Source organism: Chakrabartyella piscis, assembly GCA_030067835.1.
Taxonomy (GTDB): domain Bacteria; phylum Bacillota; class Clostridia; order Lachnospirales; family Anaerotignaceae; genus Chakrabartyella; species Chakrabartyella piscis.
Genome location: CP092441.1, coordinates 274,612 through 297,029 on the forward strand (window position 1 = coordinate 274,612; position 22,418 = coordinate 297,029).

14 protein-coding genes are annotated in these 22,418 nt (G+C 39.5%); 7 read left to right on the forward strand and 7 right to left on the reverse strand.

Features of this window, described 5'->3' with window-relative positions; translation table 11 throughout:
- Nucleotides 1–273: 273 nt before the first annotated feature.
- The 3 genes from MJY40_RS01305 (at nt 274) to MJY40_RS01315 (ending at nt 5,930) form a co-directional block, all read left to right on the forward strand.
- Entirely contained in the window at nt 274–1,728 is a 1,455-nt protein-coding gene (locus MJY40_RS01305; RefSeq protein WP_317855287.1) for a hypothetical protein, read from the forward strand.
- Entirely contained in the window at nt 1,698–5,051 is a 3,354-nt protein-coding gene (locus MJY40_RS01310) for an S-layer homology domain-containing protein (RefSeq protein ID WP_317855288.1), read from the forward strand. Before MJY40_RS01305 ends, MJY40_RS01310 begins: the two co-directional genes overlap by 31 nt.
- A gap of 159 nt (nt 5,052–5,210) precedes the next feature.
- Nucleotides 5,211–5,930: a GntR family transcriptional regulator gene (locus tag MJY40_RS01315; protein ID WP_317855289.1), complete on the forward strand. Its 720-nt coding sequence runs from the start codon at nt 5,211–5,213 to the stop codon at nt 5,928–5,930.
- Nucleotides 5,931–6,122: 192 nt separating this feature from the next.
- Here the strand turns inward: MJY40_RS01315 and nifJ are convergent, their stop codons facing one another.
- The 7 genes from nifJ to MJY40_RS01350 form a co-directional block, all read right to left on the reverse strand.
- Nucleotides 6,123–9,632, reverse strand: coding sequence for a pyruvate:ferredoxin (flavodoxin) oxidoreductase (gene nifJ, locus MJY40_RS01320; protein ID WP_317855290.1), 3,510 nt, complete (start codon nt 9,630–9,632; stop codon nt 6,123–6,125).
- Nucleotides 9,633–10,034: 402 nt separating this feature from the next.
- Entirely contained in the window at nt 10,035–12,386 is a 2,352-nt protein-coding gene (locus MJY40_RS01325; RefSeq protein ID WP_317855291.1) for a CotH kinase family protein, read from the reverse strand.
- 151 nt (nt 12,387–12,537) lie between these two features.
- Complete coding sequence (locus tag MJY40_RS01330; RefSeq protein ID WP_317855292.1) at nt 12,538–13,209, reverse strand: DUF4956 domain-containing protein; 672 nt, start codon at nt 13,207–13,209, stop codon at nt 12,538–12,540.
- Nucleotides 13,210–13,414: 205 nt separating this feature from the next.
- Nucleotides 13,415–14,083, reverse strand: a complete 669-nt coding sequence (locus MJY40_RS01335; protein WP_317855293.1) for a polyphosphate polymerase domain-containing protein — start codon at nt 14,081–14,083, stop codon at nt 13,415–13,417.
- 239 nt (nt 14,084–14,322) lie between these two features.
- A complete protein-coding gene (locus tag MJY40_RS01340) occupies nt 14,323–15,768 on the reverse strand; it encodes a sodium/proline symporter (RefSeq protein WP_317855294.1) in 1,446 nt (481 codons plus the stop codon).
- Between the two features lie 111 nt (nt 15,769–15,879).
- Nucleotides 15,880–17,172: an aminotransferase class V-fold PLP-dependent enzyme gene (locus MJY40_RS01345; RefSeq protein ID WP_317855295.1), complete on the reverse strand. Its 1,293-nt coding sequence runs from the start codon at nt 17,170–17,172 to the stop codon at nt 15,880–15,882.
- 20 nt (nt 17,173–17,192) lie between these two features.
- Nucleotides 17,193–18,161 carry an aminopeptidase gene (locus MJY40_RS01350; RefSeq protein ID WP_317855296.1) on the reverse strand — a complete coding sequence of 323 codons (969 nt, stop codon included), beginning with the start codon at nt 18,159–18,161 and terminating at the stop codon, nt 17,193–17,195.
- Nucleotides 18,162–18,516: 355 nt separating this feature from the next.
- Here MJY40_RS01350 and MJY40_RS01355 point away from each other — a divergent pair, with 355 nt between their 5' ends.
- From MJY40_RS01355 to MJY40_RS01370, 4 genes are all read left to right on the forward strand, one after another.
- Nucleotides 18,517–19,014, forward strand: coding sequence for a MarR family winged helix-turn-helix transcriptional regulator (locus MJY40_RS01355; protein ID WP_317855297.1), 498 nt, complete (start codon nt 18,517–18,519; stop codon nt 19,012–19,014).
- A gap of 237 nt (nt 19,015–19,251) precedes the next feature.
- Nucleotides 19,252–19,989, forward strand: coding sequence for a stalk domain-containing protein (locus MJY40_RS01360; protein ID WP_317855298.1), 738 nt, complete (start codon nt 19,252–19,254; stop codon nt 19,987–19,989).
- A 262-nt stretch (nt 19,990–20,251) separates the two neighbouring features.
- Nucleotides 20,252–21,217 carry a glycosyltransferase gene (locus tag MJY40_RS01365; protein ID WP_317855299.1) on the forward strand — a complete coding sequence of 322 codons (966 nt, stop codon included), beginning with the start codon at nt 20,252–20,254 and terminating at the stop codon, nt 21,215–21,217.
- A gap of 100 nt (nt 21,218–21,317) precedes the next feature.
- The gene (locus tag MJY40_RS01370; RefSeq protein ID WP_317854549.1) at nt 21,318–22,376 is read left to right on the forward strand and encodes an IS30 family transposase; all 1,059 of its coding nucleotides are present in this window, start codon (nt 21,318–21,320) and stop codon (nt 22,374–22,376) included.
- Nucleotides 22,377–22,418: the final 42 nt, after the last annotated feature.

Here is a 22,418-nt window from a genome sequence, read left to right on the forward strand (position 1 = left end):
CAATACTATGTTATATTAAAGTTAGAATGTCGAATTTATACCTATAAATAAGGCAACACCACACAACCACTATCACAATTTTGCAATCAGGGTTATGCGGTATTACCTTAAATAATTTGGCGTAAACCAGTTGTTGTGAAAGGAAGATGGCGTAAAATGTAATGTAAACAGTAGAAGGGTAGGGATGTTATGAAGCGGTGTTTTTGTTTATTGATGACGTTGGCAATGTTGTTTTCCTATGGAGGGGTTACAGCATTTGCCTAAGATGATTTCATGGAAGCGGCAAAGGAAACGGTAGAAGAAGTTGTAGACATGGTACAAGAATTGATACCAGATGATACTGCAACAGAAATTACAGATGAAGCATTGGATGCAGATGGAGCATTGGATGAAGATGAATCATTGGATGAAGATGAAGCATTGGATGCAGATGGAGCATTGGATGCAGATGAAGCACTGGATGAAGATGGAACATTGGATGAAGATGAAGCATTGGATGCAGATGAATCATTGGACGAAGATGAAGCATTGGATGAAAATGCAGAACAAGCATTGGATGAAGATTCCCAAGATGGATTAGAAGGAACCACTTCCGATGATGAAATTGCAACAGAAGAAGGTGTAGAACCAGCGATAGAGGATGAGCTGACAGAACCTGTGGCAGAAATCTTGGCAACAGTCAATAGCGATGGATATACAGAATTGACCACAAGCAATCTTTCCAATTCATTGTCTGGTAGTTATTATTTAGGTGAAGACATTACATTGGATAGCACATGGACAATTGCTACTGGAAAAACAGTGACTTTGGACTTGAATGGGCATGATGTTTCCACAAATGGTTCTTCTACTGTTTTTATAGTGGATGGTACTTTGAATTTGGAAGATAGTTCTTCTGGTGAAAGATACTATAACCTAAATGGACTCACTGCAAGCACAACAGATTCTGTAAAAGTCACGGGTGGTATCATCACAGGTGGTACAAGTGGTTATAGTAACTTTGGCGGTGGCGGTATTTACATTGGTTCCTCTGGTACACTGAATATGTCTGGTGGTAATGTTGTAGGAAATGAAATCTCCAGAGAAGACATCTTTGGCGGTGGTATTTACAATGCGGGTACCTTCAATTTATCAGGTGGTGTCATTGCAGCCAACAAATCCACAGCAGAAAAAGGTGGCGGTGTGTACAACATTGGTGAATTCAACATGACTGGTGGTGAAATCGCATACAATAGCACCACAAAATATGGTGGTGGTGTATACAATACAAAACCATTCTATATGTCAGCAGGTTCCATCCACAACAACTATGCTTCCCTTGGTGGTGGCGCAATGTCCAACATTGGATTGGTGGAAATGAGCGGTACTGCAAATATTTCCTATAACACAGGTGGTAACACTTGTGGTGGTATCTTCATTGCAGAAAATGGTACAGTGGAAATGTCTGGCAATAGTACAGTTTCCAATAATCATGCAGGTGGCAATGGAAATGGTGGTATTGGAATTCGATATTCTTCCAGTACTTTAACTATGAGTGAAAATGCAACCATAAAAAACAACACCACAACGGGTAGCATTGCAGGTGGTGTGTATCTGGTCAACAATGGTACATTTAACATTTCTGGCAATGCAGAAGTTTTAAACAACTATAGTGGAGCAGCAAAGGTGCAACAACAGGTACCACTTCCAATATTTATTTGGCAAAAGATAATACCATTACAGTTGTAGGGGAATACACTGGCGAAAGTGGTATCACTTACGCAGAAGGTACTGGTCATGTTGGAACAGGCAATACCGATTGGTACAAGGTTTGGGATGCAGAAAAGCTTCACTTCACAAGCGATAACATAAACTATTATCTTGTGAAAGATGGCGATACAGAAACAGATTTGCATTTGATGGAAGCCATTGTCAAATTAGGAGAACCACAAGAAGAAACCTATACCACTGCTGGTATTGATTTGACAGATATCATCAAAGCTATGTTTGATATTGAAACAGTGAATATGGATGATTTCAATGTGGTAGCAGATACCGGTGTTGGTGCATTGGGTGAAGATGATAAGCTATATGTAGAAACCATAGGAGATTTCACCATTTCCTATAAAGACTTACAAAGAGATGCTGAAACAGAACGACCATATATCGAAGAAGCCACATTGACCATCAATCCAAAGGAAATCACCATTTCCGATATCACCTGTATTGAACGTGGTCCTGACAATGGTAGTTTATGGGTGGATTTGAATGATGGTTCTGGTACCCTGACTGGTGTAGAAGGTGATGATAGTGTCAGCATTTACTTTGATGATGCCTATGGTTTGATTGATACCGATGGTTTTGATTCGGGTAGCAATTTGACCAGCTATTTGGTTTCTGGCAGTGATTATGATGGCGAAACAACAGGTGATGGTGTATATACCTTCCTTGTAAATGTGGAAAGTCTGAAGTTGACAGGCACAGATGCAGTCAACTATGTTTTGGGCAATGAACCAACTTCCACAGTTACCATCAACATTGCAATTCCATACATTGCTTGGCCAACAGCTGAAGAAGTGGTTTGGGGCAATGATCGCAGTAATGATGATTTCTATGGTGGTAAAGTCATTGTTTTGTACAATGGTGTTTATACAGATATTTCAAATTATGGCGGCTTTGAATGGGTGGATGCTACTTCCAAAGCTGGCAGAGATGCTGGCACCTATACAGATACAGTGCATTTTGTGGAAGATACAACAAGAGATGGCTATGATGCAACTGCCACATACCATGCAACACTCCAAAATATGACCCAAGAAATCACACAAATCGTAGAACCAGCAGCAGTTACCTTTACCATTGCAAACAATACCATTGCATTAGATAGTGGCGATACACCAAGTGTTTCAGCGATAGATGCAAATGGAAATCCTGTAACAGCCATCAAACTCTATTATGCAACGGGTGGCGAATGGGATTGGGAGGGCAATGTTCCTGCATTTGACACAGTTGGAACATACTTGGTGGGTGCAGAATTGACCAGCAACAACTATCGTCATGCAGGTACAGTGGTAACCAGTGCAAAACAAATTGGTGCAGTTGTGGTATATGATGGTGAATTGGAAGAAGTGCCAGCTACTTATACGGTTACATTCAGTGTAAATGGCGAAATTGATGAATCATTGACCATAACAGGCGCATTGTCAGGTGATGTTCATGTATTGCCTACTTTGGACACAGAATTGTATTCTGGTTGGTCATACAATGGTATCACTTATGACTTGAATGGTCGTTTCACACAACCAGCAAGTGATGTGACTTTAACAGCGGTGGCAGCAGCAGACAAATCACAATCTGTTTCGGGTACCATTACAGGTACAGACTTGGATGGTAGCAGTGGTACACTCAGTGGGATTGCTGTTGGTTTGTGGCAGGGTAGTGATTTGGTGGGTAGTTTGACCACTGGCGATGATGGCGAATATTCCTTTGATGTTGTACCTGGCATGTATAATTTGGTTATTACACGTGATATGGGTATTCGATGTGAAATTACAAAATATGTAGATGTGACTTCTAGTGATTACAATATGAATTTCATTTTGCCAGATGTATTGCAAAATGCAGTTTTGACCATTGAAAAAGGTTTGCCAGCTATGGCAGTGGAAGGTTTGACACTTTTGGCAGCATCCTTTACCGATGGTGGAACAGAAGACAGTGAAGTTACATTGGATATCACAGAGGATGATGCAAAATTAGATGGCAGTATTTCAGATGAAGCACAAGATATTGTGGATGCAGCTGTGGTAGATGGACTGGATTCCAATAATGTGAAGCTCTTCTTCAATATTGATATCACTGCAAAAACAGGAAATGATACTTCCTATTCTGCGGTACATGAATTGGATAATTGCTTGACCTTCTATGTACCACTCACTGGCATTTACCAAGGACATAAGAATTATTATGTATATCGCAATCATGAAGGCGAAGTACAAGAATTGCTGGAAACACCAAATGCAGAAGGCGAATACTTTGAAGTGGTGGACAATGTTTTGGTCATCCATGCGAGATATTTCTCCTTATATGCATTGGGGTATGATGATGTAACATCTTCTTCTTCATCTAGCAGCGGTGGCACAAACATCTATCCACCAATTTTGGATGCAGGTGATGGTGGTTCCCTTGGTGGCATTTCCATTTCCAATCCAACCAATGGCAATGTGGTGAAATTCTATGTTTCCACAGAAGATGGATACGAATTGGAAAGCCTAGTCATTACCGATGATGATGGAAATGAATATGAAATCACAAAAATTGGCAATGGTTGGTATTCCTATGTACAACCAGCAACCATAGTGACCATCACAGCAAGATTTGATGATGGCGATTCGGATTCTGATGATGATGCAGAAGAAGGTTTCCTATCCCTCAACAAAGAAGATCACTTTGCATATATGGTAGGTTATCCAGATGATACATTTGGACCAAATCAAAACATCACCAGAGCAGAAACAGTGGTTATGTTTGCACGATTGCTCAGTGAATCCATAGATTTGGACAAAACCTACGATACCACCTTCTGGGATGTGAAGGAAACAGACTGGTTTGCAAACCATGTTGGCTTCATGGAACAATATGGTATCATTTCTGGATATGAAGATGGTTCCTTTGGTGGAAACAAACCAATTACCAGAGCAGAATTTGCAGCAATTGCAAGTAGATTTGATGCATTGGTGGAAACAGAAGGCAGTATCTTCAGTGATGTTTTGGAAAGCTCTTGGTCAGCACCATACATCAATTCCGCAGCTGAAAAAGGTTGGATTTCTGGCTATCCAGATGGTACATTCCAACCACAACAAAGCATCACCAGAGCAGAATCTGTTACACTTGTGAACAATATGCTAGAACGTGTTTGTGACGAAGCATTTGCCCTAGAACACTTGGAAGAATTGACTACCTTTGTGGACACAGCAGAAACACATTGGGCATATTACCAAGTGATGGAAGCAACCAATGGTCATGACTACGAAAAAGATGCAGATGGCAACGAAACATGGACAAATTTGCGTTGAAACGTATATAATCCATAAATCATAAGAAACAGAGGGTAGAGATACCTTCTGTTTTTTTGTTTGATATGTGTTGTTGTGGCGATATCTGCGTCTATCATATTGCCATTGCACCATGAATGCGATACAATATAAAAAAGACCAAAGAAAGGAATGGGTAGGATGAAGAAACAAAAATCAACCAAAAAGATACTGAATCAAGAAACCTTGGAGCAATTACAGGCAGACAACCCTTTTGTGCCATTGAACGATATCATATACGAAGAATTGTTCCAACAAATCATACAATTTCGTCTATTGCCCAATGAAAAGATCAACGAAGCCAAGATTGCAAAGGATTTGGGCATCAGCAGATCACCTGTACATATGGCGGTGTCTCGTTTGATGGAAGAAAAGTTGGTGACAAAGGAAGCGGGCAAAGCACCGACAGTTGCACCTTTTTATTTGGCAGATTGTTTGCATTTGATGCGTGCCAGAACTTTGTTGGAAAGTGAAGCTGGATTTTTGGCAACTTCCAATATGGATGGAGAGCAATTGGCACAATTGCGTGCTTTGGCAACACAAATAGAAGGACTTGCAACGGATGAACATGCAGAAGGTTTTGAATTTTGTGACTATGAGTTCCACAATTTGATTGTGGGGTGCTGTGGAAACCCATATATATTGGAGATGTATGAAAAAATACAACCAAGATTGTTGTATTTCCGCTTTTATTTGCGGTATCATTTTGGCGATGATTTGTTGCGACTTTCTGTCAAAGAAGCGGTCAATTCCCATAGAGCCATTTGCAATGCCATTGAATTGGGGTTGCCAACATTGGTGAAGGATGAATTGTCACGTCATATTGATGCCAGCAAAGATATGTTTATGAAATGGAGATAGGGTGACTGAAGAGCAGTGAAGAAATGTAGGGGCGACCTGTGGTCGCCCGTCAGGAATTGCCACAAATTGAAAAGCGTTATATATAGAGGGTGGTTGTAGGGGTTGGCGTCCTCGACAACCCGCAGTTTCACAAGCAAACAAAAAGTACCCCTGATTTATGGTCAGAGGTACTTTTTTTATGATGAATAATGCTTATTTTGCTAAATTTTGGTATTTCAGCCATTTTTCATGGCTTTGTTCTGCTGCCATTGCAAGCAAGTGTTCTGCTTCTTCTGGGAAACTACGTTGCAAAGATGCATAGCGTACTTCACCAAGCAAGAACTCTTTGAGTGGTTTGGTAGGTTCTTTGCTATCCAAAACAAATGGATTCTTACCTTCTAGTTTCAATGCTGGGTTATAGTGATACAAGAACCAATAGCCAGCTTCCACAGCCAACTTACTTTCTTGTTGTGCATACGCCATACCTTTGACGATACCATGGTTGATACAAGGTGCATAAGCAATGATGAGGGATGGACCATTGTGTGCTTCTGCTTCTTTGTATACTTGCAACAATTGCGCTGGACTTGCTCCAAGTGCCACACTTGCTACATACACATTACCATAATCAATTGCTTGCAGACCCAAGTCTTTTTTACTGGAGCGTTTGCCAGCAGATGCGAATTGTGCCACAGCGCCAAGTGGTGTTGCTTTGGAGGATTGACCACCTGTATTGGAATACACTTCTGTATCCACAACCAAAATATTTACATCAGCACCAGTTGCCAAAACATGGTCTAAGCCACCAAATCCAATGTCATAAGCCCAACCATCGCCACCATACATCCACATACTTTTCTTGATGAGGTGGTCTTGGTGATTTTTGAGATATTGTACATATGCACCTGTTTCTTCGGTGTTTGCCAATGCTTCCATAACTGCTTCTGAAAGAGCAACTGTATTTTCTTTGTCATCGAAGCCCAAAGTCCATTGTTCCAAAGCGGTTTTCAGGGTTTCGTCTGTTGTAACGCCAATCAAATCGTGTACACGATCTGCAAGTCGACTGCGTTGTTGTTCCACACCCAAACACATACCCAAACTGAATTCTGCGTTGTTTTCAAACAAAGAGTTGGAAAGAGCTGGACCACGACCTTTGCTATTTTTACAATATGGGTAGCTAGGCACTGCAAAGCCCCAAGCTTGTGTACAACCAGTTGCGTTTGCAACATACATACGATCGCCATAAAGTTGTGTCAATAGTTTCATATAAGGTGTTTCGCCACAACCTGCACAAGCACCAGAGAATTCCAAAAGGGGTTGTTCAAATTGGCTACCTTTGACGTTATATTTGCTCATAGGGTTTGCTTTTTCTTTGAGAGTCAAGCTATAATCCCAGTTTGCTTGTTCTGGCATTTGGCTTTCCAAAGTTTGGAATACCAGTGCATTTTCTTTTGCGATACAAGAACTGATACAGCTACCACAACCAGTACAATCCAATGGATCTACTTGCAAACGATAGCGTAAGCCTTCAAATCCTTTGCCTTTGCCTTCATTTGTGATGTAGGATTCTGGTGCATTTGCAACTTCTTCTCCATCCAAAAGGAATGGTCTAATTGCAGAATGTGGACACACCAAAGCACATTGGTTACATCCAATACAATTGTCAGCAATCCACATAGGAACTTGTGTTGCAAACCCACGTTTTTCATAACGAGATGTTGCCACAGGCACAGTGCCATCTGCTTGGTCTTTGAAAATGCTAACAGGCAAAGAATCACCCTTTTGTGCATTGACTGGTTGCAAGATATTGCGAATGTATGCTGGCAAAGAAGGATCTACAGGTTTGATTTCATCCACCAAGTTGCTCCAAGAAGCAGGAATTGTCACCTTTGTGGTTGCAGAAACACCTTGATCCACAGCAGCATAATTCATATTGAGCACTGCTTCACCTTTGGCAGAGTAGCTTTTTTTGATGGCTGCTTTCATGTAATCCACAGCGTCATCAATTGGCAAAATACCAGACAATTTGAAGAATGCAGATTGCAACACACTATTTGCTCTATGTCCAAGACCAATTTCCCTTGCAATTTTTTCACCATCAATGAGATAGAACTGGATGTTCTTTTGTGCCAAAATACGTTTTACACGATTGGACAAATGGGTTTGTAAATCTGCTTCTGACCAAGAGCAATTGAGTAAGAAAGTACCATTTTCTTTCAGTTCGTCTACGATATCGTATTTATCCATATAACTTTGGTTGTGGCAAGCCACAAAATCGGCTTGTGTCACATAGTAAGTAGAACGAATGGGTTCTTTGCCAAAACGCAAGTGACTCTTTGTCACACCACCAGATTTTTTGGTGTCATATTCAAAGTATGCTTGCACATATTGGTCGGTGTGATCGCCAATGATTTTGATGCTATTTTTGTTTGCACCAACGGTACCATCTGAGCCAAGACCCCAGAATTTGCAACTGATGGTAGAAGGATCCGCTGTAATGATATTTTCACCAACAGGCAAACTACGGAAAGTCACATCATCGTCAATACCAACAGTGAAATGATCTTTTTGTGCATTTGCCATATTGTCATAAACGGCTTTCATTTGTGCTGGTGTGGTATCTTTACTGGACAAACCATATCTACCAGCCAAAATTTTTGGACGTACATCGTGGTTGACCAAAACAGAACACACATCAGTAAACAATGGGTCACCATAAGCACCAGGTTCTTTGGTACGATCCAAAACAGTTAAAATTTTGCAAGTAGCTGGCAATACATTTAAGAAATGTTCCACGCTAAATGGACGGAACAAATGGACTTGGATGAAACCAACCTTTTCACCCATAGCGTTTAGATAGGCAACAGTTTCCCCTAAACAATCGCAAACACTACCCATTGCAATGACAACACGTTCTGCATCAGCAGCACCATAATAATTGAACAATTGATAGGATTTGCCTGTCAATTTGTTGATGGATTCCATATAATCTGCAACGATTCCAGGAACAGCATCATAGTATACATTTTGAGATTCACGAAGTTGGAAGTAGGTATCTGGATTTGCAACTGTGGAACGCATAACGGGATGTTCACTATTGAGGGCATTGCCACGGAACACTTCCAAAGCTTCATAATCAATCAATTCTGCCAAATCATCATAATCCAAAACATCAATTTTTTGTACTTCGTGACTGGTTCTAAATCCGTCAAAGAAATGCATAAAGGGCACATGACCTTTGATGGCAGACAAATGGGCAATGGCACCCAAATCCATACATTCTTGTACATTTGCAGAAGAAAGTTGTGCAAAACCAGTTTGTCTACACGCCATAACATCTGAATGATCCCCAAAAATGGAGAATGCACTGGTACCAACTGTACGAGCTGCCACATGGACAACACCAGGAAGCAATTGACCCGCAATACGATAAAGTGGAGGTACCATCAAAAGGAGACCTTGGCTTGCAGTATAACTAGAAGTCAAAGCACCTGTTTCCAAGCTACCATGCATAGCACCACAAGCACCCGCTTCACTTTGCATTTCCACCAATTTTGTTGTTTGACCAAATATATTTTTTTTACCTCTGGATGCCCAAACATCCACATGTTCTGCCATAGGGCTTGAGGGTGTGATGGGATAAATGGTTGCCACTTCTGTAAAGGCATAGGAAGCATAAGCTGCTGCTTCATTTCCATCCATAGTTTTTTTGATGATAGACATATGTGTCACTCCTTTATCGATACAATTGATTTTACTTTATGTATTCAGTATAAAGAATCCAGAAAAGATGTGTCAAAATAACAACGAAAACGGGTTTTGGAATGGTTTTAGAGTAAAAATATGTGCAAAAACAAGTGATTTTATAAAATATGTGCATAAATCTGATAGGAAGTGATTTGTTTGCCAATAAATAAAGAAGGAATAAGTGATAAAAAATAAGAAAAAGGAAGTATTTTTTTATGGACATTGACAATAAAATGGGTTTTGTGTGTATTGTTTTGGAAGGTAGGTATTTACAAAGAAACATAAACGCAAATTAAAGGTAGTGTGTCACTTGCAAATCGGCGATAATTCCATCAAAAAAGGGTAGGATTGCAAGGAATCCCACCCATATTATTTGTTTTATTTTTTACGTCGTTTGTAGACAAATACAATAATGAAACCAGCCAATAGGAATACACCAGAAGCCACCAAACCAACTTGTGTACTAGAAAGTCCAGTGGATTCTGTTACATTGGAAATGGAATCTCGAATGTCACCACTTCCAGACATTTGAGGCATACCACCACCAGACATTTGTTGACCCATTTGGGAATCACCAGAAGGTATTTGTGCTTCGGCAGAGGATTCACCCATTTGTGCATTGGCATCTGTAGGCATTTCACCACTCATTTGTGTTGCATCGCCACCAGGCATCATTTGAGAACCACCCATTTGACCACTAGACATACCACCTTTGTTTCTGGTTGGACTTTGGATATTACCTTTACCTGTTTGTACCGTTGCACTGCCAGTGTCTGTTATATCCAAATCACCTGTGGAAATGAGGGTTTCTGGATTTTCAGCTTGTGCTTCTGCTGTAGAACCAATGGTGCCTGCGAGTTGTCCTTGGATACTTTCTACACGAAGAGACACAAATTCAAGAAGTGTATCCACACCTTGTGTAAATTGTTCATAGGTACAGAATTTAGAAGTATCGTTATTTACAGCTTCATCAATGAGAGCTTCTGTTGCCAAAACCGTTTCTTCAAAGTATCCACTGACAAAGAATTGATCGATAAATTCAGCAAACAATTCATGATACAGTTCTGTGTATTCTTCGCTAGAGAAGATCCAAGAAAGCATAGGTCTACTTTCTACAGTGCCACTGGAAACAGGTGTATCGATTGGGAAGTTTGCCAATTCTTCTGTGCTATAGCTTGTTTGGAAGGAAACAAATGACAAGTTGTAATCCCAAGGTAACATGGTCATGACACCATCTTCTTCGTAGAGATAGTAGTTGTGCATGATACCGCCTGTGTAGCTATCAAAGTTGAGCAAGAAATTGTGTACCACATAGTAACGAATGAGTTGTTCTACATCTACAACTTCTTCCAAGTTTTCTTGTTCGTTCAGTTGTTCAATGGAATCAATGAGTCTGTCTTTGTCAGAATCATCAATTTTGGTGACTGCATTATCGAAAATATAGCTGTAACTATCTGGATCATCACCATCGTAACCAAAAGCACTGCTCAAAGTGGTTGATGAGCTGGAAGAACCAGACATATCACCAGATTTACCACCAGAAGAAGCAGAACGTTCTTGAGATTGACCTTGTTCAGATGGCATTGCTTGTGCAGATTCTGCATTTTCAGCAAGCATTTCAGACATTTCTCTTGATTGAGACATGGAATCTTCTGGCATTTCAGGCATTTCAGACATTTCGGCTTGCATCATATCAGAGCCTTCTGCCATTTGACCACGTTGACCAGATTGTTGCATACCACCTTGCATCATTTGGGCTTCAGGCATTTCAGCCTCCATCATTTCAGCAGAACCTTCAGTCATTTGACCACGAGCTTGACCCATTTGACCTTCTGCCATTTCAGGCATAGCCATATCTTCAGGGATTTCAGCTTGCATCATTTCAGCTTCAGGCATTTCTCTTGATTGTTGCATACTACCTTGAGACATACTGCCAGGTTGTGCCATTTCAGGTGATTCCATCATCATTTCAGGTGGCATTTCAGGCATATTACCTTCCAAAGCCATAGCACCTTCCATCAAAGCCATTGCTTCTGGATCTTCCATAGGCATAGCAGAACCGCTGCTTTCTCTGGAACCACCAACTTCACCGCCACCGCCTGCATTAGAAGATGTTTCTGGTTTATACAAATTACCATAGCTTGTGCCATAATTTCTTTGTAAGAATGCATCTTCAATGGCTTCCACTGCAAGATACAAACCAAAATCTTCCCCATTGATGCTGACGTTTGTATAGTTGACCAATGGACTTGCCACACCAAATTCATTCATCAAAGTATAACCAAGGTAGTCTTTCATATAGGTGTTGTCTTGTACAATGTTGTTGAGGCAAAGCTTATCCAATCCATAGTAGGACATGGTGCTGTCATAGTGGTCAAACTCGATTTTGAAACTGTATCGGTCAGAACCACTGGATTGTACCTGTTGCAAAGAGCTGTTGCCCTTGGTGCGAATTGCGATATTGGAGAAGTTTTCTCCATTGATCACCAAATCACAGGTGATGTATTCTTTCTCAGAAGCGTTATCCAACATTTCGTGCCATGTATCTGTATCTACAATAATATCAATGGTGTTGATTGTGGTTTCTCCAAAGAAATTCTCAGCATATGTGTTGGTACTTTCAGATTGTGTGATACCAAAGTAATCTGCATTCATAAAAACGGATGTAATCAAAAGACAAATGACAAGGACACCACAACATATTTTGTTAAAATGTTTATGGTTAAACATGAAAAACCTCCTTAAGGTAATGGATGAAAGCAAGAGCGAGGGCGACCACATAGGGTCGCCCCTACAGGTGCAATGTATTGATGCTGTAGGGAACGATGCCCTCATCGTTCCACCCACTATTCACTATTCATTCTTCACTATTTACTAGTCCTTATCCCATATATTCTCCGTTGTAGCTGACCAAAACTGCATTGTTTACGCCATCCAAATCAGAAAGTTGGTTGATGAAGTCTGTATTGTCATCCACCATACGGATTTCTACATTTAAATCAATAGAACCTTTTCTTGCAGTTTTGCTTTTGATGACAGAACGTTTCACTTTGGATGCAAGAAGTTTCATAGCTACTTCTTCGCTTGCATGGTCATCACAAGAAATGACTACCATATAAGGATTTTGATGAGATTGTTTGTTGGTGAACAACACCAAGACGATACCCAAAAGGATACTGCCAATAACTGCCAATGGAATCATTCCTGCTGCCAAAACGATACCAACTGCGATAGACCAGAATAGGAATGCGATATCCAAAGGATCTTTGATTGCTGTACGGAAACGTACAATAGACAAAGCACCAACCATACCAAGGGAAAGCACTACATTGGAAGTAACTGCCAAAATAACCAATGTGGAAATCATGGTCAAAGCGATCAAAGTAACGCCAAAATTAGAGGAATACATAACCCCTGCATATGTTTTTTTGTATACCATAAAAATGAAAAGCCCCATACCAAAAGCAAGAACCAAAGCGATTATGATATCGAAAATACTTACACTGCTTACATTGTCTAAGAAACTAGATTGAAAAACGTCGTTGAATGTCATAGTGAAATCTCTCCTTTATTGATTGCGGAATGGTCAAGACCATTCCCTACGTTAATATAGTTGTGAGTGTGGCAAGAGTAGAACCCTTGCCCTACAGAGTTGTTGTGAGGTTACGGCAGCAGCAAGCCACCGACATACGTTAATTATATTTGTGATGTTTTCGATTGGTACTTGTAGGGGTTGGCGTCCTCGACAACCCGTTATCTTATCCATAAATCCTACATGCACCATACTTGGAAAATGCAGTTGCTCGTCTATCCAACTGTACCATTGCTTTTACAAAATCTGGAATGTACTCATCCCATTTGACTTCCAAAATAATGACTTTGTCACCAGCTGGAATTGTGGCACAATTTGGATTCAAAAAATCGGTACTGGAAAGTCCTGTACGAATGTTATAATCCAAGGTGATGCGTACATTGCCTGCTGGATAGGTGAAGGCTTCTCTTGTGTAGTCTACAATGGCTTTTGGATGCAAGCCGGTGTTTTTCATTTTAAAGAACAATTCACGCATCAAAGCTGCTTCGTGGTGTTCCATAAAATCAATATCACCAGAAATGATTTTTTCTACTTCATCGGCATAGATTCTACAGCTGACTTTGTTGCACAAACCATTGATTTTGCTTTTCTTTTCCAAACGGATGAAACTTGTGCTATCGTCATAGGAACGAATGCGGAATTTTTCACGACAGTTGACACCATCTATTTTTTCTCTCAGCGCTGTATCGAAAATATTATCGAAATACAAGCTTCTGATTTTATATTTGCCATTGGTACCATTTTTGTCTGGTATCAACGTATGTGCCAATTTGTTGCGTAAAACCAAAAAATCAAATTCTGAAATTTCATGTTTGAATTCATGTCTTAACTTCATAAATACCCCTCCTTTCAAAAATTTATATCATTCAATGGATATAGTTTAGAAACTGTAACTTAAATGAAGTTTAAAAAAGTAAAATCTATGTAAAATAATTGTGATGGGGTTGTGGAGACGAAAGAAAGCGGTATAAAACCTGTGGAAATTGTGGATTTCCAATCAAAAAAACCTCCTATAGTAGATGTGTTTTTCTACCATAGAAGGTTCTATTGCGTATACTTGGTGTTTCTTATGCTTTATTTTTGTACTTTCAAACTTTCGATATCATCTTGTACTTCTTGAGGTGGTGCTGGTGTCATCAAACTTACAATGACATGAACAATAGTGGTAACTGTAATAGCAGGTACACACAAGTGAACGCTACTATAGTAACCCATACCGAACCACCAGATGGTTGCAATGAAACCAATGATCAATGCTGCAATAGCACCTTCACGGGTTGCTCTCTTCCAGTGCAAACCAAGGATCACTACAGGAGCAAATACACTCAAGCCACCAAATGCCCACCACATAATCCACAAGAAACCTTCAAATGGGAATAGGGCAATCAAAATTGCAATGATACCAATGACAATCGCTGCAATACGTCCAAAGAAAAGCAATTCTTTGTCTGTTGCAGTTCCTTTTTTCAATACACCATTGTAAAAATCATTTACCAATGTGGTATTTGCAGAGTGCAACAACGCATCTGTAGAGGACATGATTGCAGACAATACAGCTGCAACCACAATACCCATCAATACATTAGGCAAATATGCTTGTACCATCATCAAATAGTTCAATTCAGCATCAGGAGATTCTGGGAACAAAACGCCTGCTGCAAGCATAACCACAAAACCACCCATCAAAAGGAATACGCCAGTGAAACCAGAAATAATCATACCTTTTTTGCTATCATCAGGGCTTTTCATACCCATAAACATTTGTACGATATGAGGTTGACCACAATAAGCAATACCACCAGCAGACAAAAGACCAACAATTGTCCAAGGTTGCATCCAAAATGGAGTTTCTTTACCAGGATTTACAAGACCAACTGCTTCCACAATACCAGAATAGCTATGGAACTCACTAAATGCAATATAAAGACCAACTGCAATACCGAAAATCATCAACATACCTTGTACAAAATCTGTCCAAGCAACTGCCAACAAACCACCAGCAGATGTGTAGATAACAACGATTACAGTTGCCAAGATAACAGCTACATTATAATCCAATCCCAAAACATATTGGAATGTTTTACCAGCACCCAAGATTTGAGAACCGATGTAAACAGAAATACAGACAAACATAATAACGGAGCAAAGAGTTCTAATATATTTTTTATCTTGGTCATAATAACGGGTTTCCAACAAATCGATGAAGCTTCTTGGTTTTTTCTTTTGTGTATATGTGCTCATTCTTCTTGCAAGAATTGCAAAGCAAATGAAAGGTGCTGTACCAGAAGCGATTGCAGTCCAAATGGCACCAGTACCATTGGAGGCTGCTGAGCTGGCAAAGCCTAAGAACATAAATCCACTCATAGCAGCTGATTGGGTTGCAATTGCTGTAATCCAAACGCCTAATTTTCCACCACCAACCATGTAGTCTTCAGCAGTTTTGATTTGCTTAGAAGAAGCATATGCAATGGCAAACATACCTACGAAGTAAAGCAATAAACAAATAATGATTACATTCATTTAGAATTCCTCCTTTTTCGCTTTGATTAGGATAGAGAGTTTCAATGTACCATGGAAGATGTAGGGGGCATCCTCCATGGTCACTGTTTTCAAATAGTATAAGTTACCATTTTATACCATTTCTTTTGTTTTTGCAATTTCAGCTACAACTTTCAGGAAGTAATCTACATCCTCTTTGCCATGGCAATGACAAGGTGTTACACGAAGCAAACCTTCAATTTCCAAAGCATTGATCATACGTTTGGAGAACATAGAATCGTTGGTTCTTGGGAAGGTAACAATACCATGTTTGTACAATACTTTACCAGAATCTTTGATGCTCAAATGGTCAAAGCCCATACCGATGAGCAATTCTCGTTTGGTCATATCTTCGATATCTACGTAAAGACTTACGCCTTCAATATTACGCAAACCAGAAATTTCATCTGTACCATTCAAAAGTCTATCCAACAAAGCACGTTCGTGATATTTCATTTGTGTCATACCTTCTACAAACAATTCTCTACGATCTGTGCTATCTGTGAAATGACTACCCAACCAACAGAAGTAATCTACAACTGCACTGAACCCAGCGAATTGACCAGATGCAGGACTACCATTTTCCCAATGGTTTTCAGGATTTGCTGCATAACGGTGATGTGGCAACATAGCTGCTCTATCAGAAAGATATGCTAAGCCCAAACCACGGTTTCCATAGAATTTATATGGTGTGAAATCGATGGCATCCACTTGTAAATCTTCAACATCAATTACACTATGTGGAGCAAATTGTACTGCATCCAAGATGGTATACAAATCGGGTTTGATTGCTCTTGCTTTTTGGATGATTTCTTTTGCTTCATAAATTGCACCAGAAGTGTTGGAAGCATAGATAAAGCAAAGTAAACAAGTATTTTCATCCACCAATTTGATGAATTCTTCTACATCAGAAGCACCTGTTTTTGGATTTGTTTTTACAACTCTGAATTCTTTGCCAAATTTTTTACAGAACATTTCACAAGCATCATATGTGGAACCATGATCACCCGCAGAAACAACAACATTTGTACCAGGAACATTTTCAATAACTGCTTCGATGATACGCATAATTACCGCTGTAGCAGTAAAGTCTGTTGCAATTTGACCGCTTTTTGCACCAAATACAATTTTTGCATCTGCAATCCCTTTGTGCCAAATTTCTTCCAAACGAATACCAGAAGCATCAGAAGTTCTTTCTGGACAGTCTGGATATGCGTCTGTTTCCACAAAAGCATCCAATGCAGCTTGCAAACGCATTGCGCCACCACCATTGTCAAAGAACACTCTACGTCCTTCTACACAAGGATCGTCGTCCATGTGAGCAAAACGAGATCTTATTTCTTGATACAAACCATCTTCAAAAAATTTACCTTTGTTGTTATCCATCTTTGTTTCCTCCTTTATATTTATTCTTCTACAATAACGCCATCTTTATAAATCATACGTCCATCAATTGTCAATGTTGGTTTGAACATCAATGCATCAATATGGGATGGCACCTGATTGGTTCCACCAAATGCAAGATTGTCACCAATACCAATATGTATGGTTCCATATACACCTTCGTCTTCTAACATTCTTCCGCTGATTTTTGCACCTGTATTCAATCCACAGCCAATTTCAGCAATCAAATATACATTTTTATCGTTGTATGCAGCCAAAGCATCCGCCAAAACTTTTGCTTGTTCTCCACCTTCAATTTTTGTAATGAATCCTTTTTCTACTGTTGCAACAATGGGTTCTTTTAAGATACCAACACCTGGATATGGTACACTTGCATCAAATACCAAAACGCCTTCTGAAGTTCCATCTGTTGGTCCAATTGCTGCTTCAAAATCTGGTGGGGAACCAGCACTACCTGCTTTTGTGATGAATCCATGTCCTCGTAATGGATTTCTTCCAGCAACACTACATTTGAAGTTGGTACCAGCTGGTGAAGTCAATGTACAAACATCTCCAACCAAACGATCGGAAACATCATCCACCATTTTTGTCAATTCTGCAAAATCAATAAACAAACAACCTTCTTCCAACATACTCATGGAATAATCTGCCATATTGACAAATCTTGCTCCAGCTGCACAAGCATCCATTCTTGCTTGGGTGCTATAAAGAGAGAATGCTGTAACTGAGAAAATAACATCTGCTCTTGCCATGGCAGCTGCAACTCCAGCAGTTGGTTCCACTGCATGATTGGATCTTGTTTTCATACAAACCATAGTAACATCTTCAAATTCTTTGGATGCATAGGCAAACATTTCTTCTGCAATTGCTTTACTGACATCATCTGTTACAATTGTAATACGTTCATGTGGCTTTACCTGGGCACAGGTATGAACCAATACTGCACAACCTTTTGCTGCATTTGTACTCATACACTTCATCCACCTTTCTGAGTTATATTGCATTTACAATATAATTATACTAGATAAATGTTGCATTTGCAATATAAAATGTAGAAATATGTAAATTTTGGCAGTTTTGGATAGTGTGGAAAGTTGGATATTCAAAATATTAGGGAAAACCAAGGGAAATGTAACAAAGCACAACTAAATGTATACAGTATTCTTTGAAATGTGCACAAATGTCCTTGTACAGAGTGTAAAAAACTAAAAAATGGTTTATCTAGTTTGTCCTTTGTGTTATACTATGTTTTGCCAGTAAATTGTTTTGTTTGAAGGGGTATAAAAGTATTAGAATGGAATTTACGTAGTACAAAAGGAGATTTTTATGAAACAGATATTGCGTGAAATTGGATCGGTTGCACGTTGCATTGAAGCCATAACAGATGTTGAATTTAGAGAATACCAGTTATCCAAAAACCAATATATATATTTGGTGCGTGTTTTTGAATATCCGGGTATTATTTTGGAGCAGTTGTCGGATATGTTGAAAATTGAACGTTCTACAGCTTCTAGGGTAATCAATAGATTGGTGGAAAATGGGTTTATCTATAAAGTGGATAAAAACAACACCAAAAAGAAAGTTCAATTATATACAACAGAAAAAAGTCTTGCTGCTTTGCAGTTGTTATATCGCTCAGAGGAGTATTTCAACACAGTGGCTTTGCAAGATTTTACAGAGGAGGAATTGGAGGTTTTTGCTTCTTATGTACATCGAGTAAGCAAAAATTTAGAAAAAGATTGGAGCGAAAGCAAAAGAGGGATTCCCATTCCCATTCAAAAGGAAAGGGATTTGTTGGGAGTAAAAAAAGAAGAATGTATGTGATATAGATATAAAATCTGATTCATCCACTACAGCCACCAATATTGTTTTGGTGGTTTTTGTGTGCAATAAAGTAGATGAGCTTTGCAAATGATACAAATAAATTGGGTATGGTTTAGAAGGAAAATCTTAAAACCTGTGGAAATTGTGGAAAAACCTCGATTTTTTAAGGAATACTTTAGGTTCAGCTTATAAAATGGAAAAAAACAATGAAAAAGGTATACTTGAGGAGGTAGTACAATGAAAAGATGGGGTACTTTGATTGGAGCTATGGTATTGGTGCTTGGTATGAGTACAGTTGTTTTGGCAGAAGAAATGCCTGCTATGGAAGGACAACAAATGCAAGGGCAAATGGAACGAGTGGAATTGACAGAAGAAGAGTTGGCAGTTTTGGAAGCAGAAGCAGCAGAACTGGGATTGACTTTGGAAGAATACTTGGCAACCATGCAACCAGAACAAGGTATGGGTCAAATGCAACCAGGTGGTATGGGTGGCGAAATGAATGGTGAAATGCGACCTATGGAAGAGGGGGCTATGACAGAACCACCTGCTGATACACAACAAATGGCAATTGCAGCATCCAGTACCATTTATGTGGATGGAGTGCAAACAGCCTTTGAAGCATATACCATCAATGACAGCAACTATTTCAAATTGCGTGACATTGCATATGTAGTTTCTGGCACCACAAAACAATTTGATGTTTCTTGGGATGGTGATTTGAATGCCATCAATTTGATTTCTGGCAGTGCATATAGTTCTGTGGGCAGTGAAATGGCAGCAGGTGATGGCACAGCAAAAGCGTATTACACAACATCTTCTTCTATTTATGTAGATGGGGTGCAAACATCTTTTGAAGCATATACCATCAATGATAATAGCTATTTCAAATTGCGTGATGTGTGCAGTGCTTTTGGCATTGATGTCACATGGGATGAAGCAACAGCAAGCATTGGCATTGATACCAGTTCCAACTAATTGCAAATGCAACCAACACAATATGTGTATCAGAAACCTTCTATGACCCAAAATCATAGGAGGTTTTTTTATGAAGTAAAGAATGTGACAAATTTTTGAATTGGTCAAAAAGAATGTAGACAAAGGGTATAGGAAATGATATATTGAGCTTAACATAGAAAAATTGTATGGTAAATTGCGGGATTTTATCATTTTTTTGGTAAATATGTAAAAATATGTATATTGCAGACGCAATGATGTATAAAAGGAGCAAAGAAAAACAATGCAATTGATGGACTTTGGGGAACAAGCTTCCAAAACAAAAGCAAATCAAAATATGGTGATTGTGATTCCAAGTTTGGAACCAGACAACGAATTGATTTCCTATATTGGACAATTGGTGGACTGTGGTTTTACAAGCATTGTTGTGATCAATGATGGATCAGATGATACCTACAATGCAATTTTTGCAGGTGTTGGGGAATACAAAGAATGTACTGTATTGGTACACAAAGAGAATCGTGGCAAAGGGGCAGCACTGAAAACGGGATTTGCTTATATTAGGGAGCATATACCCAATTGCAGTGGCATTATTACTGTAGATTCAGATGGACAACATGCAATTGAAGATGTATGTCATATAGCAGAGGCACTTTTGCAACATCCAAAGACATTGGTATTGGGCAGTAGAGATTTTTCTTTGCCACATATACCACCCAAGTCTAAGGTGGGCAACAGTATATCCTCTGTTCTTTTTTTATTTTTATTTGGCAAATGGTTTGGCGATACCCAGACAGGTTTGCGTGGCTTTGATGTATCTTTGCTTGGGAAAATGCAATCCATCAAAGGAGAACGATTTGAATACGAAATGGAAGTTTTGGCAGTTTGTGCCACAGAAAAAATTCCAATCAAAACCATTACAATTTGCACCATTTATGAAGGAAACAATGAAGGGACACATTATCGTCCCATTCAGGACAGTATACGCATTGCAAAGGTGCTGCTTGGTAGCATTGGCAGATATTCCCTTTCTTCTGGGATTTCTACCATAGCAGATATAGGCATTGCGTGGTTTTTGTTGGATTATCTGACACCACGCATTCCCACAGACCATTTGTTGCGTATTGGGATATCGGTTGTGGTGGCACGTTTCATTTCTATGGGGATCAACTATACTCTAAATCGAAACTATGTATTTGGTATGGAAGCAAAAAAAGACAAATCTTCCATAAAATATATTTTCGGTTAATTGTATAATCAAATTGAACACATAAAAAAGTCCACAGTGAATGGATTTTCTGTTAGAATAAAGTTACCACACAAGATTCTAAGAGAAGGAGCCAAATACTATGGACAATACCAATTATAGCACAAATCCAGTAGAACGCAAGAAGGGGCAACACTTAGGAGCGGAAGAGCGTGGAGCAATCCAACACCTACACAAACTGGGTTACTCTAATAGAGCAATCGCTGGTGAGCTGAATTGTAGCCCTTCCACAATAGGATATGAGTTGGAAAGAGGCACGCCAGCTTACTCCGGTCGTGGGAGAAAGCCTACTTACTCTGCAAAGAGAGGCGCTACCGTTTACAAAGAAAATCGGAGCCGTTGTCGTCGTCCTAAGAAGTCATTTCAGGATTCGCAGTTTATTTCTTGGTTGGTAAAGCAAGTGAAAGAACACAAAAGGTCGTTTGATTCTTGCGTGGGTCGTGCAAGGTTGCTTGGGTTATTTCCTCCAGACACCATTCCATGTACCAAAACACTCTACAACCGATTGAGAAGCGGAGAATTGCCCCTCTCTTTATTCGACCTTCCAGAAATATTGACACGTCGACCACAGGGAAAACCCCGTATTTCTAAGCGTTTATACGGAAAAAGTATAGAAGAACGTCCTCTTGAAGTTGTCCTCAGAAACACCTTTGGTCACTGGGAATCTGATACCGTTTTGGGTCAAAAAAAGAAGGGCGAAGCAGCCGTTTTCAGCATTGTTGAACGGCTGACGGGTTACTATATTACCCTGCGTATTGATGAAAAAACCGCTGACGGAGTTGCCTCTGCAATGAAACAGCTCCATCAACAGTTTGGAGACAAATTCAATCAAGTGTTTCGTAGCATTACCACAGATAACGGAAGTGAATTTGCCAGTTTTTCAGACTTCGAGAATCTAGGTAGCGAGGTTTATTTTGCCCATCCATATTCTTCTTGGGAGCGTCCGGTGAATGAGCGGTCAAATCGTGTTTTGCGTAAATTCATTCCAAAATCCACCTCTATCACAAAATTTTCTCCCGAGCAAATCTTGGCGTTTTCGGATGAAATCAACGCAACCCCAACAAAGAGATTGGGATATTACACACCAGAAGAATTATTTGAAGATCAGCTTGATCAAATTTATAGAAGAACCAAGCAGTAAACTTTATTTCAAAAGTGTTCAATTTGTTATTGCAATTTTCAA

What these genes read in the sequence shown, in the direction of transcription:
- MJY40_RS01340 (WP_317855294.1), bottom strand. Translation starts at nt 15,768, where the DNA reads ATGAATGTAATCATTATTTGTTTATTGCTTTACTTCGTAGGTATGTTT.
- MJY40_RS01315 (WP_317855289.1), top strand. Translation starts at nt 5,211, where the DNA reads ATGAAGAAACAAAAATCAACCAAAAAGATACTGAATCAAGAAACCTTG.
- MJY40_RS01330 (WP_317855292.1), bottom strand. Translation starts at nt 13,209, where the DNA reads ATGACATTCAACGACGTTTTTCAATCTAGTTTCTTAGACAATGTAAGC.
- MJY40_RS01355 (WP_317855297.1), top strand. Translation starts at nt 18,517, where the DNA reads ATGAAACAGATATTGCGTGAAATTGGATCGGTTGCACGTTGCATTGAA.
- MJY40_RS01325 (WP_317855291.1), bottom strand. Translation starts at nt 12,386, where the DNA reads ATGTTTAACCATAAACATTTTAACAAAATATGTTGTGGTGTCCTTGTC.
- MJY40_RS01365 (WP_317855299.1), top strand. Translation starts at nt 20,252, where the DNA reads ATGCAATTGATGGACTTTGGGGAACAAGCTTCCAAAACAAAAGCAAAT.
- MJY40_RS01350 (WP_317855296.1), bottom strand. Translation starts at nt 18,161, where the DNA reads ATGAGTACAAATGCAGCAAAAGGTTGTGCAGTATTGGTTCATACCTGT.
- MJY40_RS01345 (WP_317855295.1), bottom strand. Translation starts at nt 17,172, where the DNA reads ATGGATAACAACAAAGGTAAATTTTTTGAAGATGGTTTGTATCAAGAA.
- MJY40_RS01360 (WP_317855298.1), top strand. Translation starts at nt 19,252, where the DNA reads ATGAAAAGATGGGGTACTTTGATTGGAGCTATGGTATTGGTGCTTGGT.
- nifJ (WP_317855290.1), bottom strand. Translation starts at nt 9,632, where the DNA reads ATGTCTATCATCAAAAAAACTATGGATGGAAATGAAGCAGCAGCTTAT.
- MJY40_RS01305 (WP_317855287.1), top strand. Translation starts at nt 274, where the DNA reads ATGGAAGCGGCAAAGGAAACGGTAGAAGAAGTTGTAGACATGGTACAA.
- MJY40_RS01335 (WP_317855293.1), bottom strand. Translation starts at nt 14,083, where the DNA reads ATGAAGTTAAGACATGAATTCAAACATGAAATTTCAGAATTTGATTTT.
- MJY40_RS01370 (WP_317854549.1), top strand. Translation starts at nt 21,318, where the DNA reads ATGGACAATACCAATTATAGCACAAATCCAGTAGAACGCAAGAAGGGG.